General features: G+C 74.4%; 21 protein-coding genes. 11 read left to right on the top strand and 10 right to left on the bottom strand.

Features of this window, described 5'->3' with window-relative positions; translation table 11 throughout:
- Positions 1 to 6 precede the first annotated feature (6 nt).
- Both AB0F71_RS16985 and AB0F71_RS16980 read right to left on the bottom strand, forming a co-directional pair.
- On the bottom strand, positions 7 to 2,991 hold the full coding sequence (locus AB0F71_RS16985) for a BTAD domain-containing putative transcriptional regulator (RefSeq protein ID WP_360234176.1): 2,985 nt from the start codon (positions 2,989 to 2,991) through the stop codon (positions 7 to 9).
- Between the two features lie 196 nt (positions 2,992 to 3,187).
- Positions 3,188 to 4,354 carry an alanine--tRNA ligase-related protein gene (locus AB0F71_RS16980; protein WP_360234173.1) on the bottom strand — a complete coding sequence of 389 codons (1,167 nt, stop codon included), beginning with the start codon at positions 4,352 to 4,354 and terminating at the stop codon, positions 3,188 to 3,190.
- Between the two features lie 268 nt (positions 4,355 to 4,622).
- Here AB0F71_RS16980 and AB0F71_RS16975 point away from each other — a divergent pair, with 268 nt between their 5' ends.
- Positions 4,623 to 5,489: an NAD-dependent protein deacetylase gene (locus AB0F71_RS16975; protein WP_360234170.1), complete on the top strand. Its 867-nt coding sequence runs from the start codon at positions 4,623 to 4,625 to the stop codon at positions 5,487 to 5,489.
- Positions 5,490 to 5,495: 6 nt separating this feature from the next.
- On the opposite strand, the gene AB0F71_RS16970 is transcribed toward AB0F71_RS16975, so the two are convergent.
- The 6 genes from AB0F71_RS16970 to AB0F71_RS16945 form a co-directional block, all read right to left on the bottom strand.
- Complete coding sequence (locus tag AB0F71_RS16970) at positions 5,496 to 6,329, bottom strand: hypothetical protein (RefSeq protein ID WP_360234167.1); 834 nt, start codon at positions 6,327 to 6,329, stop codon at positions 5,496 to 5,498.
- A 120-nt stretch (positions 6,330 to 6,449) separates the two neighbouring features.
- On the bottom strand, positions 6,450 to 7,598 hold the full coding sequence (locus AB0F71_RS16965) for a mechanosensitive ion channel domain-containing protein (protein WP_360234164.1): 1,149 nt from the start codon (positions 7,596 to 7,598) through the stop codon (positions 6,450 to 6,452).
- A 108-nt stretch (positions 7,599 to 7,706) separates the two neighbouring features.
- A complete protein-coding gene (locus AB0F71_RS16960; RefSeq protein ID WP_360234161.1) occupies positions 7,707 to 7,910 on the bottom strand; it encodes a hypothetical protein in 204 nt (67 codons plus the stop codon).
- Between the two features lie 118 nt (positions 7,911 to 8,028).
- Complete coding sequence (locus AB0F71_RS16955; protein ID WP_360234158.1) at positions 8,029 to 8,424, bottom strand: SsgA family sporulation/cell division regulator; 396 nt, start codon at positions 8,422 to 8,424, stop codon at positions 8,029 to 8,031.
- A 98-nt stretch (positions 8,425 to 8,522) separates the two neighbouring features.
- Entirely contained in the window at positions 8,523 to 8,891 is a 369-nt protein-coding gene (locus AB0F71_RS16950) for a PRC-barrel domain-containing protein (RefSeq protein ID WP_360234155.1), read from the bottom strand.
- Positions 8,892 to 8,965: 74 nt separating this feature from the next.
- Positions 8,966 to 9,409: an SRPBCC family protein gene (locus tag AB0F71_RS16945; RefSeq protein WP_360234153.1), complete on the bottom strand. Its 444-nt coding sequence runs from the start codon at positions 9,407 to 9,409 to the stop codon at positions 8,966 to 8,968.
- A 206-nt stretch (positions 9,410 to 9,615) separates the two neighbouring features.
- Here AB0F71_RS16945 and AB0F71_RS16940 point away from each other — a divergent pair, with 206 nt between their 5' ends.
- The 5 genes from AB0F71_RS16940 (at position 9,616) to AB0F71_RS16920 (ending at position 14,025) form a co-directional block, all read left to right on the top strand.
- Positions 9,616 to 10,539, top strand: a complete 924-nt coding sequence (locus AB0F71_RS16940) for an RNA polymerase sigma factor SigF (RefSeq protein ID WP_360234149.1) — start codon at positions 9,616 to 9,618, stop codon at positions 10,537 to 10,539.
- 142 nt (positions 10,540 to 10,681) lie between these two features.
- Positions 10,682 to 11,125, top strand: a complete 444-nt coding sequence (locus tag AB0F71_RS16935) for an STAS domain-containing protein (RefSeq protein WP_360234146.1) — start codon at positions 10,682 to 10,684, stop codon at positions 11,123 to 11,125.
- Between the two features lie 185 nt (positions 11,126 to 11,310).
- Complete coding sequence (locus tag AB0F71_RS16930; RefSeq protein ID WP_360234143.1) at positions 11,311 to 11,784, top strand: ATP-binding protein; 474 nt, start codon at positions 11,311 to 11,313, stop codon at positions 11,782 to 11,784.
- A 229-nt stretch (positions 11,785 to 12,013) separates the two neighbouring features.
- Positions 12,014 to 13,015 carry a hypothetical protein gene (locus AB0F71_RS16925; protein ID WP_360234140.1) on the top strand — a complete coding sequence of 334 codons (1,002 nt, stop codon included), beginning with the start codon at positions 12,014 to 12,016 and terminating at the stop codon, positions 13,013 to 13,015.
- On the top strand, positions 13,012 to 14,025 hold the full coding sequence (locus AB0F71_RS16920) for a hypothetical protein (RefSeq protein WP_360234137.1): 1,014 nt from the start codon (positions 13,012 to 13,014) through the stop codon (positions 14,023 to 14,025). Before AB0F71_RS16925 ends, AB0F71_RS16920 begins: the two co-directional genes overlap by 4 nt.
- A 90-nt stretch (positions 14,026 to 14,115) precedes the next feature.
- Here the strand turns inward: AB0F71_RS16920 and AB0F71_RS16915 are convergent, their stop codons facing one another.
- Both AB0F71_RS16915 and AB0F71_RS16910 read right to left on the bottom strand, forming a co-directional pair.
- On the bottom strand, positions 14,116 to 15,468 hold the full coding sequence (locus tag AB0F71_RS16915; protein WP_360234134.1) for a hypothetical protein: 1,353 nt from the start codon (positions 15,466 to 15,468) through the stop codon (positions 14,116 to 14,118).
- Positions 15,468 to 16,367, bottom strand: coding sequence for a hypothetical protein (locus tag AB0F71_RS16910; RefSeq protein ID WP_360234131.1), 900 nt, complete (start codon positions 16,365 to 16,367; stop codon positions 15,468 to 15,470). Before AB0F71_RS16910 ends, AB0F71_RS16915 begins: the two co-directional genes overlap by 1 nt.
- Before the next feature lie 283 nt (positions 16,368 to 16,650).
- Here AB0F71_RS16910 and AB0F71_RS16905 point away from each other — a divergent pair, with 283 nt between their 5' ends.
- From AB0F71_RS16905 to AB0F71_RS16885, 5 genes are all read left to right on the top strand, one after another.
- A complete protein-coding gene (locus tag AB0F71_RS16905; RefSeq protein WP_360234128.1) occupies positions 16,651 to 16,875 on the top strand; it encodes a hypothetical protein in 225 nt (74 codons plus the stop codon).
- Between the two features lie 106 nt (positions 16,876 to 16,981).
- Positions 16,982 to 18,253, top strand: a complete 1,272-nt coding sequence (locus AB0F71_RS16900; protein ID WP_360234125.1) for a hypothetical protein — start codon at positions 16,982 to 16,984, stop codon at positions 18,251 to 18,253.
- Between the two features lie 31 nt (positions 18,254 to 18,284).
- The gene (locus AB0F71_RS16895) at positions 18,285 to 19,520 is read left to right on the top strand and encodes a hypothetical protein (RefSeq protein WP_360234122.1); all 1,236 of its coding nucleotides are present in this window, start codon (positions 18,285 to 18,287) and stop codon (positions 19,518 to 19,520) included.
- Positions 19,521 to 19,686: 166 nt separating this feature from the next.
- Positions 19,687 to 20,385, top strand: coding sequence for a hypothetical protein (locus AB0F71_RS16890; protein ID WP_360234119.1), 699 nt, complete (start codon positions 19,687 to 19,689; stop codon positions 20,383 to 20,385).
- A 120-nt stretch (positions 20,386 to 20,505) separates the two neighbouring features.
- Positions 20,506 to 22,152 (top strand): multicopper oxidase domain-containing protein, encoded by a 1,647-nt coding sequence (locus AB0F71_RS16885; protein ID WP_360234116.1) that lies wholly within the window; start codon positions 20,506 to 20,508, stop codon positions 22,150 to 22,152.
- Positions 22,153 to 22,183 lie beyond the last annotated feature (31 nt).

The raw sequence follows: 22,183 nt of genomic DNA, 5'->3' as shown, positions 1-22,183 counted from the left end.
CGCCGCTCAGGCCCCGGACCGCAGCCGGTCGAGGAGCTCCTGGGCCTCCGCCGCCTCCGGTAGCCCCAGCGCGCTCAGCGACCCGTACGCCCGGGCCGCGTGCTCCTCGGCCGCCGCGCGGTCGCCGAGCTCGGCCTCGGTCCGGGCCAGGACCTGCAACGCGTACGCCAGGTCGCGTTCGCCGTCGCGCGCGCCCTCCAGGTGGGTCACCGCCGCCCGGGCCTCCGTCAGGGCCTCCGCCGGTCGGCCGGTCACCCGCAGCGTGTCGGCGCGCCGGTAGCGGGCCATCGCCTCCTGGCGGGGCAGCCCGGCCGTGCGGCACAGCTCCAGGCACTCCTGGTAGGTGGCCAACGCCTCGTCGTGGCGGCCGAGTTCGTGCAGTGCGCGGCCGCGGATCCCCAGGGCGTGGGCGGCCCCGTGGCTGTCCGGGACGTCCCGCAGGGCCAGCAGTTCCTCGTCGCAGATCGCCACCGCCTCCTCGGCGGCGCCGCTGCGCAGCCGGGCGACGGCGGCGTTCAGCGCGGTGGCGAGCGCCCCGGACCGGTGGCCGAGGAGGCGGGCCAGCGCGAGCGCCTGGTCGAAGTTGCGCACCGCGTCGGCGTAGCGCTGCTGGAACAGCGCGATGACGCCGAGGTCGTTGCAGGTCTGCCGGAGGATCACGGTGTCCTCCGCGCGCCGGCAGGAGTCCGCCGCCCGGGTGGTGTGCTCACGGGCCTCGTCCAGCCGGGTGGCCTGGACGGCCACGTTGCCGCAGACGAAGCGAGCCCGGCCGGCCGCCCGGTGGTGGCCGGCCGACTCGGCGGCCTCGGCGACCTCGCGGGCGACCGAACCCAGCCGGCCGGAGGAGATGTCCCGGCCGAAGGCGCTGCACGCGACCAGCAGATCGGCGGCGACGTCGAGCAGCGCGGGATCGGGGGCGGAGCGCACGGCCGCGCCGACGGCGTGGGCGATGCCGTCGAACTCCCGCACCACCCAGGCCCTGGCCCCGGCCAGGTCGGCGAAGCGGGCGGCGCCCGCGACGGTGAAGGTGGTGCCGACCGGATCCCCCGGCACGGCCCGCTGGAACGCCGCGACGGCGCCCGCCAGCAGGAAGCGCAGCAGCCGGGCGGCCACCGGTGGCCGTTCGGGCGGGAGCAGCCGCTGCTCGGCGTAGTTGCGCAGCAGTTCGTGGTAGCGGTACCGGCCGGGCTGCGGCGACTCCAGCAGGGCCGCGTCCACCAGGGACTCCAGTACCTCCTCGGCGTCCTCCGGGCCCAGTCCGAGCGCGGCCGCCGCCGCGTCCAGGGCGATCGTCGGCCGGGTGAAGGGGGCGAGGGTGCGGAAGGCGTACGCCTGGACGCCGTTCAGCTGCCGGTAGCCGAGTTCGAACACGGTGGTCACGGCCAGGCCGCCGACACGCAGCTGGTCGAGCCGGTGGCGTTCGTCGGTGAGCGCGGTGACCAGCCGGGCCAGTGCCCAGCGGGGCCGGGCCGCCAGCCGGGCGGCGACGATCCGCACGGCGAGCGGCAGCCGGCCGCAGAGGCCGACCACGTCGTCGGCGGCGGCGGGCTCGGCCGCCACCCGCGGCCCGCCGATGACCTGCCGCAGCAGGTCCAGGGCCTCGTCGACGGCGAACACGTCGAGGTCGAGGTGGGCCCGGGAGGACAGCCCCGGGACCCGGGTGCGGCCGGTGACGATCACCGCGCAGTCGCCGGAGCCGGGCAGCAGGGGGCGCAGCTGGGTGAGGTCGCGGGCGTCGTCGAGCAGCAGCAGGACCCGGCGGCCGTCGAGCAGGCTGCGCAGCAGTCGGGAGCGGTCCTCGACGGCGCGCGGCAGCTCGGTGGCGGCGACGCCGAGCGCGCCGAGGAAGCTGCCCAGGACGGCGGCGGCGTCGGCCGGTTCGCCGCTGGTGCCGCGCAGGTCCGCGTAGAACTGGCCGTCGGGGTAGTGGTCGCGGACCTGGTGGGCGACCCGGACGGCCAGCGTGCTCTTGCCGATGCCGCCCATGCCGCTGATCGAGACCACGCCGAGGACGGTCCGGTCGGCGCCGGTCAGGGCCGCGGCCAGTTGCCGGACGGCCTCGGCACGGCCGCTGAAGTCCGAGATGTCCGGCGGAAGTTGGGCCGGGCGGACGACGCCCTCCGGCGCCGGGGTGAGGACTGCGGCCGGGGCGGGCGCCAGCAGGCCCGGGTCGCCGGCGAGGATCCGGCCGTGCAGCCCGCACAGCTCCGGGCCGGGGTCGATCCCCAGTTCCTCGCCCAGCGTCCGCCGGGCCCGGGCGAAGACGGCGAGTGCGTCCGCCTGTCGGCCGGCCGCGTACAGGGACTGCATCAGGAAGCCGTAGCTCTGCTCGCGCAGCGGGTGCTGCTGGACGAACGCGGTGAGGTCGGACACCAGGGCGTGGTGCCGGCCGCGGGCGAGCTCGGCGGCGAAGCGCTGCTCCGTCAGGGTCAGCCGCAGCTCGGCCAGGCGGGAGCGCTCGGCCTCGGCGAGCGGCCCGGGCACGCCGGCCAGTGGCTCGCCCTGCCACAGGGACAGTGCCTCGGTGAGCAGGGTGGCGCACTCCTTCTGCCGCCCCTTGCGCCAGGCGCGGGCGGCGGTGGCGGCCAGCCGCTCCGCCCGGTGGGCGTCCACGGACTCAGGCGGTACGGACAGCCGGTAGCCGTCGCCCACCGAGCTGAGCAGCTGCGCCACGGGCGCGCCGCCGTCGGCGCTGGTGCCGTTGGGGCGGGTGCCGTTGGGCCCGTCGGCGTCCGGGCCGGCGAGCCGCTGGCGGATCCGCCAGGCGTAGGTGCGCAGGACCATCACCGCGGACGAGGGCGGTTCGGCGCCCCACAGCGCGTCGAGCAGCTCGCGCAGGGTGACGGGGCGACCGGCCCGCAGCAGCAGCGCCGCCAGCATCGCCCGCTGCTGGGGCGGGCCCGGGGGCACGGCCCGTCCGTCGGCCTCGATGCCGATCGGCCCCAGCAGGCTGAACCGCAGCCGTGCCGGCGCGCACTCGTCCTGAACCACGTTCCGTTTCCCCCGCCCCCCGAAAAGTCGACTTACCTTACACGCACCAGCCCGATCCACCAGGGCCGCCGCGCCGGTCGGGTCAGCGCCCCTCGGCGGCGGCGACCGGGGCCGGGGTCGGGGTCCGGGGCGGGGCCCGGGGGCGGTGCCGGGGGCGGAACGGCACGGCCGGCCGTACCGCCCCCGCCACCGTCCGTCACTGCGAACGCAGTTCGAGGACCAGCTCGCGCGGCAGGCCGTGGGTGTCGTGGAGGTAGCGGAGGTCGTCCTCGCCGAGCGGCCCGCGGAAGCGCGGGCTGGAGAGCAGCCGGCGGCCGCGCTCCAGCAGGCGGTCGAAGCGCTGCTCCTCGTCGAGCAGCACCCGGCGCACCGACTCCGGGTCCACGTCCTGGCCGAAGCGGTCCAGGGTGTGCCGCACCAGCTCCTGCGGCAGGTCCCCGAGCCCGCGCCGCGGGTCGTCGCGGCGCAGCACGGTGAGCACCCGGCGGACCAGACGGCGCAGCACGTAGCCGCGGCCGGTGTTGCCGGGGAGCACGCCGTCGCCGATCACCACGACGGACGAGCGCAGGTGGTCGCCGACCAGGCGCAGCGACGGCTCGTCCAGCTCCCACAGCGGCGGCAGCAGGCGGCGCCAGGGGTCGAAGACGTCGCACTCGAAGACCGAGGAGCGGCCCTGGAGCAGCGAGGAGAGCCGCTCCAGGCCGAGCCCGGTGTCCACGTTGCGCTGGGGGAGCGGCACCAGCGAGCCGTCGTCGAGCCGGCGGTGACGCATCATCACGTGGTTCCACACCTCCACCCAGCGGTCGTCCCGGGTCGGGGTCGACTCCGGCGGGGTGTCGCCGGTCCAGAGGAAGATCTCCGAGTCGGGGCCGCAGGGGCCGGTCGGCCCGTTGGACCACCAGTTGTCCTCGACGGTCAGCTCGACCGGGACCCCGCGGTCCTGCCAGAGCTCCAGCGAGCCGGTGTCCGGCCCGACCCGGTCGTCCCCGCCGAAGACGGTGACGTGGAGCCGGCCCGGGTCGATGCCGAGGCCGTCGGTGAGCAGTCCGTAGCCCCAGTCGAGGCTCTGCGGGCCCTCGTAGTCGCCCAGCGACCAACTGCCGAGCATCTCGAAGACGGTGAGGTGGGTGCGGTCGCCGACCTCGTCCAGGTCGGTGGTGCGCAGGCACCGCTGCCGGTTGACCAGCCGCCTCCCGAGCGGATGCGGACGGCCCTCCAGGTACGGGGTGAGCGGGTGCATGCCGGAGGTGGTGAACAGCACCGGGTCGCCGGGCGGGGGCAGCAGGGTGGAGCCGGTGATCCGGCGGTGGCCGCGCTCCTCGAAGTACTCGGTGAAGACGCGGACGAGCTGGTCGGTGTTCATGGCGGTGGCTCCTTCTCGGGGGGAGGGAGGCGCCGGAGAACGAGCCGCGCGATCATCGGGACCGGGGGAGCGAACGCCCCGGGAACACCACCGGCGGACCGTTTCCGGTCGCCGGGGGAGGGGGTACGTCAGGCGGCGGCAACCGGCGAGCTGGCGGCTCGCGCGGCTGCGCTGGTGCTTCGGTCCATGACGTCCATGCCCCCGAGGGTAACGCCCGGCCCCACCGGCGACCACCGGTTTTCCGGGCCGCCGTCCTACCCTGGACGGCATGGACGCGTTCGCGACGACTCCCGGCGCCACGGCGGCCGATGCGGCCGGCCTGGCGGCGCTGGTGCGGCTGCTGGCCGGGCGCGGGGCGGTGGTGCTCAGCGGGGCCGGCCTGTCCACCGAGTCCGGGATCCCGGACTACCGGGGCGAGACGGGCAGCCGGCGGCGCGCGGCGCCGATGACCTTCCAGGAGTTCACCGGGAGCGCGGCGGCCCGGCAGCGGTACTGGGCGCGCAGCCACGTCGGCTGGCGGGCGATCGCGGGGGCCGAGCCGAACGCCGGGCACCGGGCGGTGGAGCAGCTGCGGCGGTCCGGGCACGTCTCGGCGGTGATCACCCAGAACGTGGACGGCCTGCACCGCGCGGCCGGCACCCGTACGGCGGTGGAACTGCACGGCGGGCTGCACCGGGTGGTCTGCCTGGACTGCCGCCGGACCAGCCCGCGCAGCGAGCTGGACCGCCGGCTGGAGGAGCTGAACGGCGGTTTCCGGGACGGCCCGGCCCGGGTCAACCCGGACGGCGACGCCGAGTTGGCGCCGGAGCCGGTGGCCGCCTTCCGGGTCGCCCCGTGCGCGGCGTGCGGGGGCGTGCTCAAGCCGGACGTGGTCTTCTTCGGCGAGAGCGTGCCCCGGCCGAGGGTCGAGCGCTGCTTCGAACTCGTGGACGCGGCCCAGGGGTTGCTGGTGCTGGGCTCCTCGCTCACGGTCATGTCGGGGCTGCGCTTCGTGCGCCGGGCCGCCCGCGCGGGCACGCCGGTGGTGATCGTCAACCAGGGCGCGACCCGCGGGGACGAGCTGGCGGTGGCCCGGGTCGACCTGCCGCTGGGCGCGGTGCTGACCGAGGCCGCCCGGCAGGTCAGGGCCGGGTGACGGGCGTCAGGACGACCTGACGAAGGCGTGCAGCGCGGCCTTGAGGGCGTCGACGAAGCGGTCCCGGACGGCCGGGTCGACCAGGTCGAGCGACAGGTAGGGGTTGAGGTCCTCCAGCTCGACCAGGAGCAGCTCCCCCTCCGGGGTGCGGCAGGCGTCGACCCGCTGGATGCCGTGCTCGATGCTGTTCCAGGCGATGAAGCTCTGGGCGAACTCCAGGTCGGCGGCGGTGGGTTCGTACGGTTCGAGGTGCCAGCGCCGCTCCGGGTCGGGGGCGTGCAGGGCGTACTGGAAGGCGTCGTCGACGAAGTAGAACGAGACCTCGTAGCGGAACGGCACCAGCGGCTGGATCAGGACGTCCCGGGCCTGCGCGACGGTGTCGAGCCGCTCGCGGGGGACGACCCGCAGGCCGATGGAGTCGGCGCCGAGCTTCGGCTTGACGACGTACTCGGGCACCACGGGCAGCCGGTCGAGGTCCGCGACGCGGTCGACGGTGGGGATGACGGGGTGCCCGGTGGCGGTGAGGTCGAGCAGGTACTGCTTGCCGGCCTGGTCGGCGCTCCCGGTGAGCTGGTTGTAGACGCGGGTGCCGCGGTCGAGTGCCTGCTCCCGGAAGCGCTCGTACGCGGCGCGGTAGTTGAGCACCGGACCGCTGTTGCGGACCAGTACCAGGTCGAAGTGGTCCAGCAGCGCGGCCGCGTCGAGCGGGTGGCAGAGGGCGAGGTCGAAGTCCTCGCGCAGCCGGGCGGAGAGCTGGATGTCCTCGTCGCAGTAGCGGCGCCCCCGGGCCTGGTAGGCGAGGTCGGTGACGAGCAGGACGCTGGGCTTGGCGGCGGTCATGACTCTCCTGGTGATCATTCGATCCGTTCACCCTAACGCCGACGGCTCGGACGGACGCCGGTGGGTCGGACGGATCCGCCGACGGGCTGCCGCGGAGCCTCCGGCTGATCGGCCGGGCCGTCACGGCGGCGGCGTGCGCGGCGGGGGTGTGCGCGGCGGCGGCGTGCGGGGGTCCGGGCCCGGACCCGGGCCCGGACCCGGCCGGGGGGTGCGGGGTTCCCCCCGGCCGTCCGGGTCCCGCGCGGGCGCCTCCGCCACCGGGATGCGCGGCAGCGCGTACGGGTGCCGGTCGCGCAGGTAGCCGATCAGGTGCTCGCGGAGCCGGCAGCGCAGTTCGAAGGCGTCGCTGCCGTCCGCCGCCGTGGCCAGCACCCGGACCACGATGGTGGTCGGCGTGGTGTCGACGACCTGGAGGGCGCTGCCCCGGCCGTCCCAGAGCTCGCACTTGGCCAGGTAGTCCTCGAACTCCTCGCGCAGCAGCCCGATCGGGGCGTGGTGGTCGAGGTGGAGCAGCGCGGTGCCGGTGATCCGGCTGGAGCGGCGGGACCAGTTCTCGAACGGCCGCCCGACGAAGTACGACATCGGCATCATCAGCCGCCGCTGGTCCCAGGTCTCGATCACCACGGCGGTCAGGGTGATCTCCTCGACCGTCCCCCACTCACCGGCCACCACCACGACGTCGCCGATCCGTGCCAGGTCGCCGAAGGCCAGCTGCACCCCGGCGAAGACATTGGCCAGGGTGCTCTGGGCGGCCACGCCCGCCACCACGCCGACCAGTCCGGCGGAGGCCAGCAGGCTGGTGCCCACGCCGCGCACCGCCGGGAAGGTCATCAGCACCGCGCCCAGGGTCACCACGGCGACCACCGCCTGGCAGATCCGGCCGAGCAGGACGGCCTGGGTCCGGGCGCGGCCCGCCCAGGCCGGCTCGCGGCGGTGCACGGCGAGCCGGGCGGCGCCCTCCGCCAGGATCGCCACCAGCCGGCCGCACAGCCAGCCGCCGGAGGTGATCGCCAGGATCACCGCCAGGTGCCGCAGCCCCTCGCGGGCGGCGGGCGGGGCGGCGATCCACGGCAGCGCGGCGGAGAGCAGCAGACAGGCCGTCAGCGCCAGCACCGGGTGGCGGCACCGGCGCAGCACCTCCGGCACGTCACCGACACCCCGGGGGGCCGAGAGCCGCCGGGCCGCCGACCGGACGGCCCGGTCCAGGCCGTAGGTGAGGAGGGCGGCCGCGACGCCGACGACGGCCAGGCGGAGCAGGCTCCACCACATCTGCGGCTCTCCTTTCCGCTGCTGGCAGGCGAGTTGGGGGAGGGGGCCCGGGCCGGGGCCCGGGGCCCGGGGGCGGGCCGGTTCGGTCGGCCGGCTCGGTCGGGCGGTTCAGTCGGGCGGCTCGACCGGGTGGGGCCGGCCCGGCTGCGGGGCGGCCGGTTCGGGGGCCGGCCGGTGCACCGGGCGCGGGCCCGGCGGGGGGACGGGCGAGCCGGGCGGGGGCGGCGGGTCGGGCAGCAGCGGCCTGGACGGCGGCGCCGGGGGCTCCGGCGCGGGCGGCGGCTGACCGGGGCGGGCGGGGGCGGTGGTCATGGGCGGGTGCTCCTCTCGGTGCGGTGCCGTGCCGTACGGCCCGGCGGGTCCGCCGGGCTCGGCGGGTTCGGTGCACTCGTCGGGTTCGGTGCAGTCGGTGCAGGTGGCCGCCGGTGGTTCAGGCGGCCAGTAAGTCGTGCAGGCCGCGGTCCCAGTCGATCCGCTCGTGCTCCTGCCCCGGCGGGACCAGCCGTACGGTCCGGGCCAGGAAGCCGGCGACCGCCGCCGCGGGGGCCGCGAGCAGGGCGACGCCCTCGGCGCCGGCCAGCGCGATCAGGACGTGGGTGTCGTCGAACGGCGTGACGTGGACGTCGCCCTCGCCGGCGGGCGCGTGCAGCCCGGCGAGCAGCAGGTCGCGGGAGAGCGACCAGACCGCGTTCGCCTGGTAGGAGGTGAAGTCCAGCTCCGCCGCGTGGGGTTCGTCGTCCCGGTAGGACCAGTCGACGTCCAGGTCCCGGCTGCGGTCGTCGCCGGTCATCAGTCGCATGGTGATCCGGGTGGTGAGACGTTCCATGGAGGGTTCCCCTTCCCGGGTGGTCCGGACGGGGGGAGCCTGGGGCCGCCCCCCGTCCGTCGTCGCTGACTGCTCGGTCTGTGCTTCGGGCGGCCCGGTCAGAGGATCCGGCCGCCGTAGTACGGGTCCCAGTAGGGCCCGAAGCGCCCGCGGGTGTCGATCTCCTGGTCGGGCCCGCCGGCGTCGAGGTCGGGGCTGTTGCGGATCTCGTCCCTGGAGCGGTCGACGTAGACCTTCCGCTCGCCGATCTCGATCCGGGTCACGGTCCCGGCCGGGAGCAGCACGCGCCGGCCGAGGATCCACGGCCCGGTGTCGACGACCAGGTACTGCTCGTCGACCTCCTCGGACAGCTTGTCGACCTTGCCGATCGCGCCGTCGGTGGCCTCGACGTGGAAGCCGATGAGGTCGGTGCCGGCGGTGTGGCCGGCGGAGGTGCGGAATTCCCAGATGGTGCGGCGTGCGGTCATGACTGCCTCCGTTCGTTCCGTCCCGTCCGGTCCCGTTCGGGCCGGTACGGCTCGGCTGCCCCCGATCCGGGCGTTCATGCCCCCGGGGCGGTGCCGGGCGCGGTGTCCCGCTCGACGTGGTGCTTGAAGTCGTTCAGGTCGTCGATGATCCGGCGGTCCACGAAGCCGAGCGCCTCGGCGAGGTGGGCCCAGAGCCCGTGCGGTTCGACCTCCAGCTGGAGCATGATCCGGGTGGTGCGGTCGTCCACGTGGTGGAAGGTCACCACGCCGCTGTGCCGCACCGGGCCCGTTCCGCCGTCCCAGGCCACCCGCTCGCCCTCCACCACCTCGGTGGTCACGGCCTCGAACTCCCGGCGGCCGCCGGCCGTTTCGACCACCCAGCTGCTGGCGCCGCCGCCCGTGACGTCCACGCTGACCACGCCGCGCATGAACTGCGGGAAGTCCTCGCAGTGCACCCAGTGCCGGTAGACCTCGCCGAGCGGCGCCGCGATCTCGACCGATTCCTCGATCCGTCCCATCGTCCGGTCCTCCCTCTCCTCCTCGCGCTCCGGTCCTGTCCCGTCCGGGTGCCCCGTTCCCCGGGCGGCATGCGCGGAGTGTGGCGAGTGTCACCGCAGCGCGGCCCGGGTCGTTCGTTCACGCAATCCTCACAAGGGGAACCGGCATGGAACGGTCCACGGCGGGTACCCGGGGACGGACCGTACGCCGAGGGGAAAGGACCGACATGGCCACGACCAGTGACGAACTCCTCCACCGCGTGACCGCCCCGGCCCCGGACCAGGCCGCGCCGGCCGCCCGCCGGGCCGTCGTCCACGGGCTCCCCGGGCTCCCGGGGCACCCGGAACTGCCCGAGCTCGCCGGCATCGAGGACCCGCAGCAGGTCGCCCCCGCAGACGCGCGGGAGCTGACCAGGGTGCTGCTGGCCCGGCTCGCCACGCTGGAGGAGGGCACTCCCGAGTACTCGTACGTCCGGGCCACGCTGATCGAGCTCAACCTGTCGCTGGTGCGCTTCGCGATCCGCCGGGTCGGCAACCGCCAGGAGCCCGAGGAGGACCTGCTCCAGGTCGGCTCGCTCGGCCTGATCAAGGCGATCGACCGCTACGACCCGGACCACGGCGCCGAGTTCGTGACCTTCGCGCTGCCGACCATCCTCGGCGAGATCCGCCGCCACTTCCGGGACTCCACCTGGGCCGTGCACGTGCCGCGCCGCCTCCAGGAACTGCGCATCACCCTTGCCAAGGCCCGCGACGTGCTGTTCCAACGGCTGGGCCGGGCGCCCACGGTGGCCGAGCTGGCGGAGCACCTCGACCTGTCGCCGGAGGAGGTGGTCGAGGGCCTCGCCGCCGCCAACGGCCACACCGCGGGATCCCTGGACGCCCCGGTGACCGAGAGTGAGGAGGAGCTGGGCCCGCTCGCCCAGCGGCTCGGCGAGGAGGACCCGCGGTTCGACACGGTGGAGAACCTGATCGTGCTCAAGCCCCTGGTCGCCGCCCTGCCGGAACGCGACCGGCAGATCCTGTCGATGCGCTTCGGCGAGGAGCTCACCCAGTCGCAGATCGGTGCCCGCCTGGGGCTGTCCCAGATGCACGTCTCCCGGCTCCTCAGCCGGACCCTGAAACACCTGCGCGCGGACCTCACCGCCGACTGAACCGCCGCACGGTCACCGGGCGCACCGCCACACGACGCACGCCACCCACCGCCACCCGGCCGGTTTGCCCCCCGGCCTGGTCCCGGGCCGGGTGGCGTGCGTACGCTCGTGGAGCACACCCGTTGAGGGGAACACGACGACGATGCCAGCCGAGAAGACGATGCCCGCAGAGAACGAGTCCGTGACCGTGCCGCCGACCACCGCACCCTCCGACGCCTCCGGGGCGGGCGCCCCGCTCGGGCCCGACCTGGCCGTGCACACCTGGTGCACCGACGCGGGGGCGGCCGTCTGCGCCCTGGCCGGCGATCTCGACATCGAGACCCTGGCCCCCGCCCGGAGCACCCTCGACCAACTGGTGGAGCAGCGCCCGCCGCTGCTCGTCGTCGACCTCGCCCAGGTCGGCTTCTGCGACTCCTCCGGCCTCAACCTGCTGCTGCAGACCCGGCTCTCGGCCGCGGCGGCGGACGTGGACTTCCGGCTCGCGGCGCCGTCCGTCACGGTGCAGCGGCTGCTGGAACTGACCTGCACGGACGCCGTGTTCTCGCTCCACCCGACCGTGGAGGCCGCGGCCACCGCACCCCGGTGAGCGCCGCGGCCGCCCGTCGGCACGCATAATTCGTTTGTGGTCGGGAAACCGAGCAGACGACAGCGGAACGACGTGGAACACAGCGGTACGCAGTGGTACACAGCCGTACACAGCGGCACCCGGCGCCGGGAGCACGGCGCCGGAACCGAACGGGAACCGAACCGGAACCGAAGGGGAACCCGCACATGACGACCAGCCGGGCCACCCTGGACGGCGACCGGCCGGGCACCGGACCCACCCTGCCGCCCGGCGGCCAGCGCCGGCGCCTGCACCTGGCCGGGCAGCCCAAGCCCGTCGCCCGGGCCCGGGCGTACACCGCGCAGGCCGTCGCCGACTGGTCCTGGCCGACCGGCCCGGGCGGGGCCGAGGACGACATCGTGCTGCTGGTCGCCGAACTGGTCGCCAACGCCATGCTGCACGCGGGCGGCCCCGTCGACCTCGTCCTGGACGCCTCCGCGGCCCGGCTGCGGATCGAGGTCAGCGACCGCTCGACCGACCTGCCCGAGCCGCGCCGGCCGCACCGCCCGGGCCTGCCGGGCGGGCACGGGCTGTTCATCGTGCAGAAGGCCGCCACCCGCTGGGGCGCGGTGCCGCACGACGACGGCAAGACGGTCTGGGCCGAGATCGACGCCCGGCCTCCGGAGCGGCCCGGCAACTGACGGGCGCGCACTGACGGATCATCGAATGGCGCACGATCACGCGCCGACCGTTCGCTTGCGATGCGACTCTCGCGGAGGATGGGGAAGCCGACGCACCCCGGGCACCGGAGCACCCTGATACCGGAGCACCCGGGCACTCTGGCACGGGAGCACCCGGGCACCGGAACCACCGGCCCGGGCCCGGCCCGACCCGGTCGGCACCCACCCTCCGAGGAAGAGGAGAGCATCCGTGGTCGTCTCCGCACGCCCGCCGACGTGGCGGTACGCCGCCCGGTTCGCCCTGCTGGTCCCCGGGGCCGCCATAGCCGTCCTGGTCCCGCTCGCGGTGCCGAGCGGCGCCGCCGACGGCGGCGGGGCCGCTCGCCCGGCGCTCCCGGTGGCGCAGGCCTTGGCCGGGGAGAAGCCGCTGGCCTCCGCGGCGGAGGTGACCAGGCTGTGCGACAAGCCCTCGGCGTGCAGCTTCCGGATGTACGACCGGGCGCCGCGCGAGTTCATGGGCGCCGTGCTCTCGGTGGGCAACGCGGCGATCAACTGCACCGACTCGGACATGGAGATCGACCGCACCGTCACCTTCGTGACCAGCAGCACCGACAACATCAGCGGCGCGATCTCCGGCACCGCCACCCTGGAGGGCGGGGTGGACACCACGGTGACCGCCGCCGCCACGGGCACCGTGAAGCCGGGCATGACCAACAGTGTCAACCAGGTCGGGCCGAACAAGGACACCGGCCCGTACACGGAGGACAAGGTGGAGAACACCGTCGCCTTCCCGGTGACGGTCGGCGCCTCCAACGCGCTGCACCTGGGCGCCAAGGCCACCTACGCCCAGGCCTTCAAGGCCTCCTTCTCGCGCGAGTGGCAGGTCCAGAGCACCGAGTCCACCAGGGTGGTCTTCACCGTCAGCCCCGGTGACGAGATCCAGTTCGGGGTGCTGAACGCGACGGCGCGCACGGTCGGGGAGCTGGCGGTGAACGGCACCGACAAGCTGATCAAGAACGTGACGGTGGACAGCCCCTCCAGCGTCAACGTCAGCTCGGTGGTCGCCCAGACCTTCGCCCGGCCGGACAAGTGCCTCTCGCTGCGCCCGAGTTCGGGCTCCGGCGGCAACCCGGGCCCGGGCGGTCGCCGGTCGGCCGGCGGCGGGCTGATCGAGACCGCGCCGGAGCCGCCGGGGCGGGCGCCGGACGCCGTGTACGTCCGGACCGCGCAGGCCACCTGGGAGCAGCGGTGAAGCGCCGGGCGGGGCACGCCGTGCCGTACCGCTCGCTGGTCCTGACGGCCGCGCTGGCCACCCTGCTGGCCTCGGTCGCGCCCGCCCTCGCCGAGGGCGGCGCCGACGCCCCGGCGGCCGATCCGGACGCGCCCCTGGTGGCTCAGGCCTTCGACGGGGGCGCCCCGCTGCCCGACGCCCGCGCCGTGGCGCACGGCTGCGGGCAGGAACACGGGTGCTCGTTCCGGATCATCCCGGGGCTCTCCCGGGAGCGCACCACGGCGGTGGTCTCGGCCGGGAACGCGGTGATCAACTGCACCAACAAGCCGATGACGGTGGAGCGGACGGTGTCGCTGGAGTCGAGCACCACCGACAACATCGCGGGCGAGATCTCCGGCAGCGCGACCCTGGTGGGCACCGTCGACAACACCACCACGGTGGAGGCCAGCGCCGGCGTCGACAACACCACCGGGATCAGCCACACGGACCACGGCCCGTCGGCGGACAAGGGCCCCACCACGGACGTCGTCAACGGCGCCTCGATCGGCGTCGGCGGCACGGTCTCCGGCTCCGCCGAGCTCAAGCTCAGCGCGCAGGCCAGCTACGCGCTCGCCTTCCAGGCCGCGTACTCGCACACCTGGAAACGGACCAGCACCGAGACCACCCAGGTGAAGTTCACCGTGAAGTCGGGCGACGAGCTGCAGTTCGGGGTGCTGAACGCGATGACCCGCACGGTCGGCGAGTTGAGCGTGAACGGCACCGGCAAGCTGGTGAAGAACATCGTGGTGGACAGCCCGTCGAGCGTGAACGTCAGCACCGTGGTGGCGCAGACGTTCAGCGCGCTGAACTACTGCCTCACGGTGCGTCCCGGCTTCACCCCGGCGCCCGACCCCACGCCGGGCCCGGGTGGCCGCGCGGCGGCCGCTGCCCCGGAGGGCGGCCTGGTCGAGGTGCCGCCGCACCGGGGCGGAGCCCGGCCCACCGCCCGGTACCGGCGGACACCCGAGGGGAGTTGGGCACCGCTGGTCTGACCCCCGCCGTCCAGCGGTCCGGCCGCCCGCCCGTACGCACGGGCGGGCGGCCGTTCAAGGGGGGCAAGCGGGTTCAGGGGTTGAGCGGGTTCAGGGGTTGAGCGGGACGGTCCTGGTCGCCACCCCGGCGGGCGGCGCGTCGACGGCCAGCAGGCGCTTGTCCGGCCCGGCGCCGTTGTCCGGGGTGCCGGCGGTCGGCCGGGCGGAGCCGCAGCGCTGGAGCTCGACGTCGGTGAGCGGGCCGGTGCGCTGGAAGTACCGGTCCGGCAGGGAGGTGGCCGGGACGTCGAAGATCGCGTCCAGCCGGTACTTGTTGCGGGCGTTGCTGAAACTGCCCGTCACCCGTTCCCGGGCCGGCTGCACCTCGATCCAACTCACCTCGCCCGGCTGGATGGTGGGGTTGATCCCCTTGGTGCTGGTCCGGCTCCAGGTGAGCGGGTTGCCGGTGGAGACGGCCGCCGGGTTGCCGCCCGCCGCGCTGAACCCGGCGGCGGCCTGGGCGGCCAGGTTGGGGCGGCTCTGCGAGATGTCGGAGCGGTTGGGGGTCAGCGGGGTGCCCTTGAGCGCGTAGTACTGGGTGAGGTTGTCGTACGGCGGCTCGGTGACCTCGATCCGCCGGTCGTCGACGACGGCGTTGCGGCTGCAGTTGAGGTAGACCTCGCCGATGATCCTGGTCTGGCCGTAGTACTGGTAGGAGGACCCCTTGTCCACGGTGAACACGCAGTTGGCCGCCGCGCCTTCGCAGTCGTCCACCGCGATGCCCGGCTCCAGCGGCTCGTTGCCCTTGTAGGCCTTGGGGGCGGGCAGTTGCTCCTTGCGGACCTTCTGGTCGACCGGGGCCGGGGTCTGCCGGGCGGTGACGTTGGTGATCAGCGGGCCGCAGGAGCGCGAGTCGCGCTGCTCGGCGGAGTCGAAGGAGACCATCGGGTTGTCCTCGGGGGCGTCGAAGCCGAAGGTCCGCCCGGTGGTCCAGCTGGCGGTGCCGACGGTGTCGGTGCCCCTGGTGGTGATCTGCGGGTCCGGCGGGTTGCCGGGGGCGATCAGCGAGACGTTGTACGTCTGGCCGTCCTTGAGCTGCGCGGAGGTGCAGCGCCGGTCCACGCCCGGGCTGTCGTCCCAGCTCAGTGTGATGTGCGAGCCCGCCTTCACGCCCCACAGCCGGGTGCGCAGGGCGAGGGCGGCGCCGTTCCAGTTGAGCGAGGCCGCCTGGTAGCCGGAGGGGTGCTGGGCGAGGGCCTTGCCGAAGACCACGCCGTTGTTCTCCGGTGACCAGTCGGTGTGCCCGGCGGCGGTCCCGTTGTCGGGCGCGACGGGCTGGGCGAAGGTGCCGTTGGCCACCGGGACGTCCACCGTGTCGGCGGCCCGCGCGGGCGGCCCGGCGGCGAGGGCGAGGCCGGCCGCCGCCAGGGAGGACCCGGTGCGGAGCAGCAGGCGGCGCCCCATCAGCAGACCCACCAGTCGCTCGGCGGGATGACGGCGTCACCGGGTTTGACCCCGTCGGTGAGCGCGTTGGGCAGGGTGCACAGCTCGGAGACGGCCGTGTTCGGGTCCTGGTCGCGGGGGACCTTGTTGAAGGCGTCCAGCGCCTGGGTCTCCTTGTCGATGCCGTCGTGCTGCTCCTTGCCGTTCCCGGCGACGCTCGCCAGGCAGTCCTTGTTGCTGGGCGGGCACTTGGAGATCTGGTCCTTGTTGTCGGCGACGTCCTTGCAGGAGGGGCTGCTGGCCGCGTCTCCTGAGCACGGGTCCTGCCGGGGCGGGGTCTGGAGCGGGGCGGTCTGCTTGGCGGCGACGTTGGTGATGAGCAGGCCGCAGTTGAGGTAGTCGGTGGTCGTCGAGGCGAAGGTGATCTGCGGTGCGTCCTCGGCGGCGGTGAAGGAGTAGGCCCGCCCCAGGTACCAGTTCGCGCTGCCGTTGGGGGTGTTGGTGCTGAAAGCGCCGGGCGTGTTGGCCGGGCCCGCGACCGACACGGTGTACGTCCGTTTGGCGGCGCCCTGGGGCGGGCAGCTGTCGGGGTTGTCGTCCCAGGTCAGCGTCACCGTGGCACCCGTCCGTACGCCGCGCAGCCGGGTGCTGAGCGGGACCGCCTTGCTGCCCCAGTGCAGCGAGGCGGCCTGGAAGCCCTGCGGGTGGGCGGCGCGGGCGGCCGAGCCGACCCCTCCGCCGGTCCAGCCGTCGACGCCCGGGACCCAGGTGGTACCGGCGGGGACGGTGGGCGAGGAGAACGTGCCGTTCGGGACCACGGCCGGCTGGGTGTCCTCCGCCCCCGAGGGCGTCGGGGTCGCCAGGGCGATGGCGCCACCGAGGGTGACGGCAAGAAGTCTGGCTCGTTTCGCTCGCGGCACGGTCTCTCCCACTGAATTCGGCGGATGTGGCGGGCAGTTGCGATCGAGGCGACTGATGATCACCGGGCCCCGGCGGTCCATGCTTCGGGCCCCGGTCACTGTCCGCAACAGCTGACGGTCCGATAGGGCGACGACGAACGATCGGGCTGAGCCAACAAGGTGGAAACCCGTTCGATACCGCACGGCCGTTCCGATCACGGGGCAGGTATTCCGGGAATCCGATCTTCATTCCCATCCAGGCCGTGCGGCCGTGCCGTCGCGCGGCCGCACCGCGAGGGACGACATGTCACCCCATTCCGGAACGGCCCGAGCCCCGAAGATCTGCGTCCTGCTCCTTGCCCTGCCCCTGCTGGGCGCGACCCCCGCCGCCGCGGCCGCCCCGGCCGGGGTGCGCCCGGTGTCGCCCTGCGGCGAGGCCGCCACCCAGGCCCACCACCGTCCGCTGCCGCCGCCCGCCCTGGTCATCGGCGGGCCCGTCCGCCGCGGCCCGGCGCGCCCCTGCCTCTGACGCACCTGCCTCTGACGCACCGCCGGCCCGACCCCGAGCGGCGGCACCCTCCTGCCGTCGCCCGGGCATCCCCATGCCCCCGTACCCGCCCGAACGTGAGGAAGAGATGCACCCGCTGCACCGCAAGCTCCGCGCCCTGCCCGCGACCGCCGCCCCCGCCCTGGTGGCGAGCCTGGCCCTGCTGGGCTCCGTCGCGCTGCCCACCTCCGCCGCCTCCGCGTACGACCTGCGGCTGCGCGCCTGGGGGCTGAACACCAGCGGACAGCTGGGCGACGGCACCAAGACCCAGCGGCTCACCCCGACCTCGGTGGTCGGACTGTCCGGGGCCGAGCTCAACTCCGTCGCCGCCGGGGGCACCGGTGGCTCGGCCGGCAGCGGCTTCGGCCTCGCCCTGCTCGCCAACGGCACCGTCGAGGCCTGGGGCAAGAACGACAAGGGCCAGCTGGGCAACGGCGCCACCAGCACCACCGACGAGTGGGCGGTGCCCGGCCTGGTCGCCGGGCTGGGCGGGGTCGACGCGATCGCCGCGGGCGGCTCGCACGCCCTCGCCCTGTTGAAGGACGGCACGGTGATGTCCTGGGGCCTCAACGACAAGGGCCAGTTGGGCGACGGGACCACCACCAACGCCTCGCTCCCGGTGACCGTCGCCGGGCTCGCGGACGTGAAGGCGATCGCGGCCGGCGACACGTTCAGCATGGCGCTGCTCAAGGACGGCACGGTCAAGACCTGGGGCAACAACGACAAGGGCCAGCTCGGCGTCACCCCCAGGCCGGCCAGCTCCACCGCCACCGTGCCCAACCCGACCCCGGCCACCCGTACCACCGCCGTCCAGGTGCCCGAGCTGACCACCGTCAAGGGCATCACCGCCGGGGCCTCGCACGCCCTGGCGCTGCTCGCCGACGGCACGGTGATGTCCTGGGGCCTCAACGACAAGGGCCAGTTGGGCGACGACACCGCGACCACCACCACTCCGGCCGTCAACAACAACAAGCCCTACCCGGTGCAGGTGCTGGAGCTCACCAACGTCACCGCGCTCGCCGCCGGCGCCACCCACAGTGTCGCCCTGCTCCAGGACCGCACCCTGCGCGCCTGGGGCAACAACGCCAACGGCCAGGTCGGCGACGGCACCACCACCCAGCGCAACACCAGCGTGCCCGTCCTCGGGGCGGCCGGTGTGGTCGGCATCGCCTCCGGCGCCGGCCACAACCTGGCGGTGCTCGGCGACGGCACCGTCCAGTCCTGGGGCCTCAACGACAAGGGCCAGCTGGGCGACGGCACCACCACCCAGCGCCTCACCCCGGTGCAGGTGCTGGCCAAGTCCGGCAGCGTCGCCATGGTCGCCGCCCCCTCCAGCGGCAGTTTCAGCCTCGCGCGCTGACCTCCCACCCCTTCATGCAGGAAGGCAGCACATGACGAACTCCCCTACCGTGCAGCGGAGTCGGCAGCGTCCGGCGCTCGCCGCCGCGGTGGCCGCGCTGACCGCGCTCGGCCTGGCGGCGGTGCCGGCCGGCACCGCGCACGCCCAGGAGAAGCGCCTCAAGTCCTGGGGCAACAACCGCTCCGGCCAGCTCGGCGACGGCACCTGGACGGACTTCCGCACCACCGCCACCACCGTGCTGGGGCTGACCAGCGCCGAGGTGGTGAAGATCGCCGCCGGCGGTGCCGGGCCCACCAACGGCCACGGCCTGGCGCTGCTGACCGACCGTACGGTCCAGTCCTGGGGCGCCAACGGCTCCGGTCAGCTGGGCGACGGCTCGGTGTTCAGCCACAACGCGCCCGGCCAGGTGGTCAACCTCGCCAACGCCACCGACATCGCCGCGGGCGGCTCGCACAGCCTCGCGCTGCTGGCCGACCAGACCGTGGTGGCCTGGGGGAAGAACAACTACGGCCAGCTGGGCAACGGCACCAACACGGACAGCAGCGTGCCGGTGCGGGTCGAGGGCCTCAACAAGGTGGTCGCGATCGCGGGCGGCCTCAACCACAGCCTCGCGCTGCGCGAGGACGGCACCGTCTGGGCCTGGGGCTACAACATCAACGGCCAGCTGGGCGACGGCACTTCGGCCAGCCGCAACGTCCCCTCCCCGGTCAGCAACCTGACCGGGGTGACCAGGATCGCCGCCGGCTGCAACCACAACCTGGCCCTGGTCGGCCCGCCGAGCGGCCCGTCCAAGCCCACCAGCGGTAATGCGGTGAAGGCCTGGGGCTACAACGCCACCGGCCAGCTCGGTGACAACAGCACCATCAGCCGCTACACCCCGGTCGACACCCAGGGCATCTGGCTGGGCGGGGTCTCGCAGCTCGCGGCGGGCTGCAACCACAGCCTGGCCGTCACCGACAGCGACAACAAGCTCAAGGCCTGGGGCCAGAACACCTCCGGCCAGCTCGGCGACGGCACCACCGACTACCGGATCACCCCCGTGCCCGTCCCCGGGGTCATGGGCGTGCAGCTGGTGGCCGGCGGCCGCGAGCACACCGTCGCCCTACTGGGCAACAACACCGTGCAGTCCTGGGGCGCCAACGGCTCCGGCCAGCTGGCCAACGGCACCACGACGGACAGCAGCAGCCCGGTGACCTCGCTCACCGCGCTGACCGGCGTCGACAAGATCGCCGCCCCGGTCGGCGGCGATTTCAGCCTGGCCAACTGACGCTCCGGCGGCGGACGACCGCCCGGCCCCGGCGTTGCCTCCCGCCGGGGCCGGGCGGTCGTGGTCGGTGGCGGACCGGCCTCGGGGGAAATGACCTGCCCTGATGTCAGCTTCCTTGTAGCATCTGCGCGTTCGCGTTGGGTGGCGCAGGCAGGGGACGGGGTCCGTGGCAGGAACCATCACGTTGTGGGTGTTCGGGTTGCTCTGCTTCGTTGTGGCCTTCGCGAAGGAGGCGGCGAGCGGTGCCGGGATCAACCTGCCGGGGCCGCAGAGCTGGGGCGCCCGGGTCGGGGTGGTCGCGGTCGGGGTGCTGGCGCTGATCCTGGGAACGGCGATCCTGCCGAACGACGGCACGCCGACGGCGCCGCCGGTGAGCGCGGGGTCGGGGCCGGGCGGTGCGGCTGCGGGGCCGGCCACCGCCGTGGCGACCACCGCCGGTGGGGTCACGGCCGCGCCGCCCTCCTCGGCCGCGCAGCCCTCCTCGGCCGGGCCCGCCGTGGTCTGGAGCGGCCAGGTCGCCATCACGATGGAGGGCGGGGCGGACTTCGACCTCACCCCGCCGGGGCGTCACCCCGGCTTCCCCCAGGGCATCTACGCGACGGGCTTCACCGCCACGACGGCGGTGGTGCGCGAGGAGATCAACTCGGAGCACGACAGCTTCGGCATCTGGACCGGCCAGGCGCCGCCCTCCGGTGCCGCCTGCGCGGACTGGGCCGCCAGCCATCCGGGTGACTCGGCCCACGTCAGTGTCGGGACGATGATCTGCCTCAGGACCCCGGGGGGCCGCACCGCGCTGATCAAGGTCGACTCCATCGCCCCGGCGGACTACCAGCTGGAGGCGACGGTGACCGTCTGGTCCGGCTGAGGTCAGGTGGTCGTCAGGTGGCTGTCAGGTGGCCGGGCCGAGGTCATGATCGGGCAATGTCCGGCGGTGCCCGGTGTGCTTTCCGGACCGCCTGGACGGGTTGACCTAGATTGCCCGACCATGAGCGAAAATGTCGGAATCAGTCGTCGGTCGCTGCTCAAGGCGCTGCCCACCGCCGCGCTGGTGGCCGCGTCCGAGGGGATCCTCTCCCGGCGGCACGCGGCGGCCGCCCCCGCGCCGCAGCCGTTCCCCCAGCCGTTCCCGCAGCCGTTCCCGCAGCCCGCCGTGCGGACCGCGCGGCGGCTGCCCGACCGGGCGGGGGCGGTGCTGGAGCAGACGCTCGACGTCCGGTTCACGGACACCGTCGTGCCCGGCTACGGGACGGTCACCACCCGCACCTACAACGGGGCGATCCCCGGTCCGACCCTGCGGCTGCGCGCCGGGGACACCCTGCGGCTGACCCAGGTCAACGGCCTGCCGCCGAACGAACCCCACGACGGCGACCACAACCGGCCGCACGGCTTCAACAGCTTCAACCTGCACACCCACGGCCTGCACGTCGACCCGACCGGGGAGGCCGACAACGTGCTCCGGGTGTTCGAGCCGCGCACCGCCGACGAGGTCGAGGCCGGCGCCCCGGAACCGCAGTACGTGACGACCATCGACGTCCCGGCCGACCACCCGGCCGGCACCTACTGGTACCACCCGCACCTGCACGGGGCCACCTCCGTGCAGATCGTCGGCGGGATGGCCGGGGTCCTGATCATCGAGGGCGACGTCGACGAGGTCCCCGAGATCGCGGCCGCCGCCGACCTGGTGGTCTGCCTCAACGAGCTGCGCCTCAAGGACGGCACGGTCCCCGACTTCGACTCCGGCAACGCGCTGGCCGCCGTCCCGGCCGTGCTGACCGTCAACGGCGCGGTCGGCCCCACCGTGACGCTGCGCCCGGGCGAGGTGCAGCGCTGGCGGCTGGTCTGCGCGACGGCGTTCACCGCGCCGGTGCTGCGGCTCACCGGCGACGGCGGCGACCTGGCCCTCCACCAGATCGCCCAGGACGGCGTGACCTTCCCGGCCGGGGTCGCCACCGATGCGGTGCGCCTGACCATGGGCGGCCGGGCCGACGTCCTGGTCCGGGTCGACGACCCCGGCAGCTACGACCTGCGGGTCGAGGGGCTGACCGCGCCGCTGATGACGGTCGAGGTGACGGGCGAGGCGGTCGACCCGCCGATGGAGCTGCCGACCACGCTCCCGGCCGGCAAGCCGTTCCTCGACGAGGGCGACATCGCGAACCCGGACGCGGACCGCGAGGTGCTCTTCCACGTCGATCCGGGCGTCTTCCCGGGTGCGTTCCCCAACGCCTTCCGGATGCTGGGGAGCAACCCGACCCCCGCCGCCGACCCCAGCGGCGACCCCAGCCGGGACCCGGCCTACGGCCTGTTCGACCCCGGCTTCGTCAACCACACCCTGGAGCTCGACACCGTCGAGCGCTGGACGCTGCGCACCGCCGAGACCAACCCCGCCTTCCACCACCCCTTCCACCTGCACACGAACCACGTCCTGGTCACCCATCGCAACGGCGAGCGGCTCGACCCGCCGGTCTGGCAGGACACCGTCGACCTGGCCGGCGGCAGACCGGGCGACACCGTCACCTTCCTGGTCCGGTACGAGGACTTCACCGGCCGGGCCGTCGCCCACTGCCACCAGCTCCAGCACGAGGACCTCGGGATGATGCAGACCGTCGAGTACGTGGCGCCGCGCCGGTCCTGACCCGCGGTCGGAGTGCCCCGCCGCCGGGGTG

The organism is Kitasatospora sp. NPDC028055, assembly GCF_040637885.1.
In the GTDB taxonomy this organism is placed as follows: domain Bacteria; phylum Actinomycetota; class Actinomycetes; order Streptomycetales; family Streptomycetaceae; genus Kitasatospora.
This window is presented reverse-complemented; position numbering and strand designations above follow the sequence as displayed.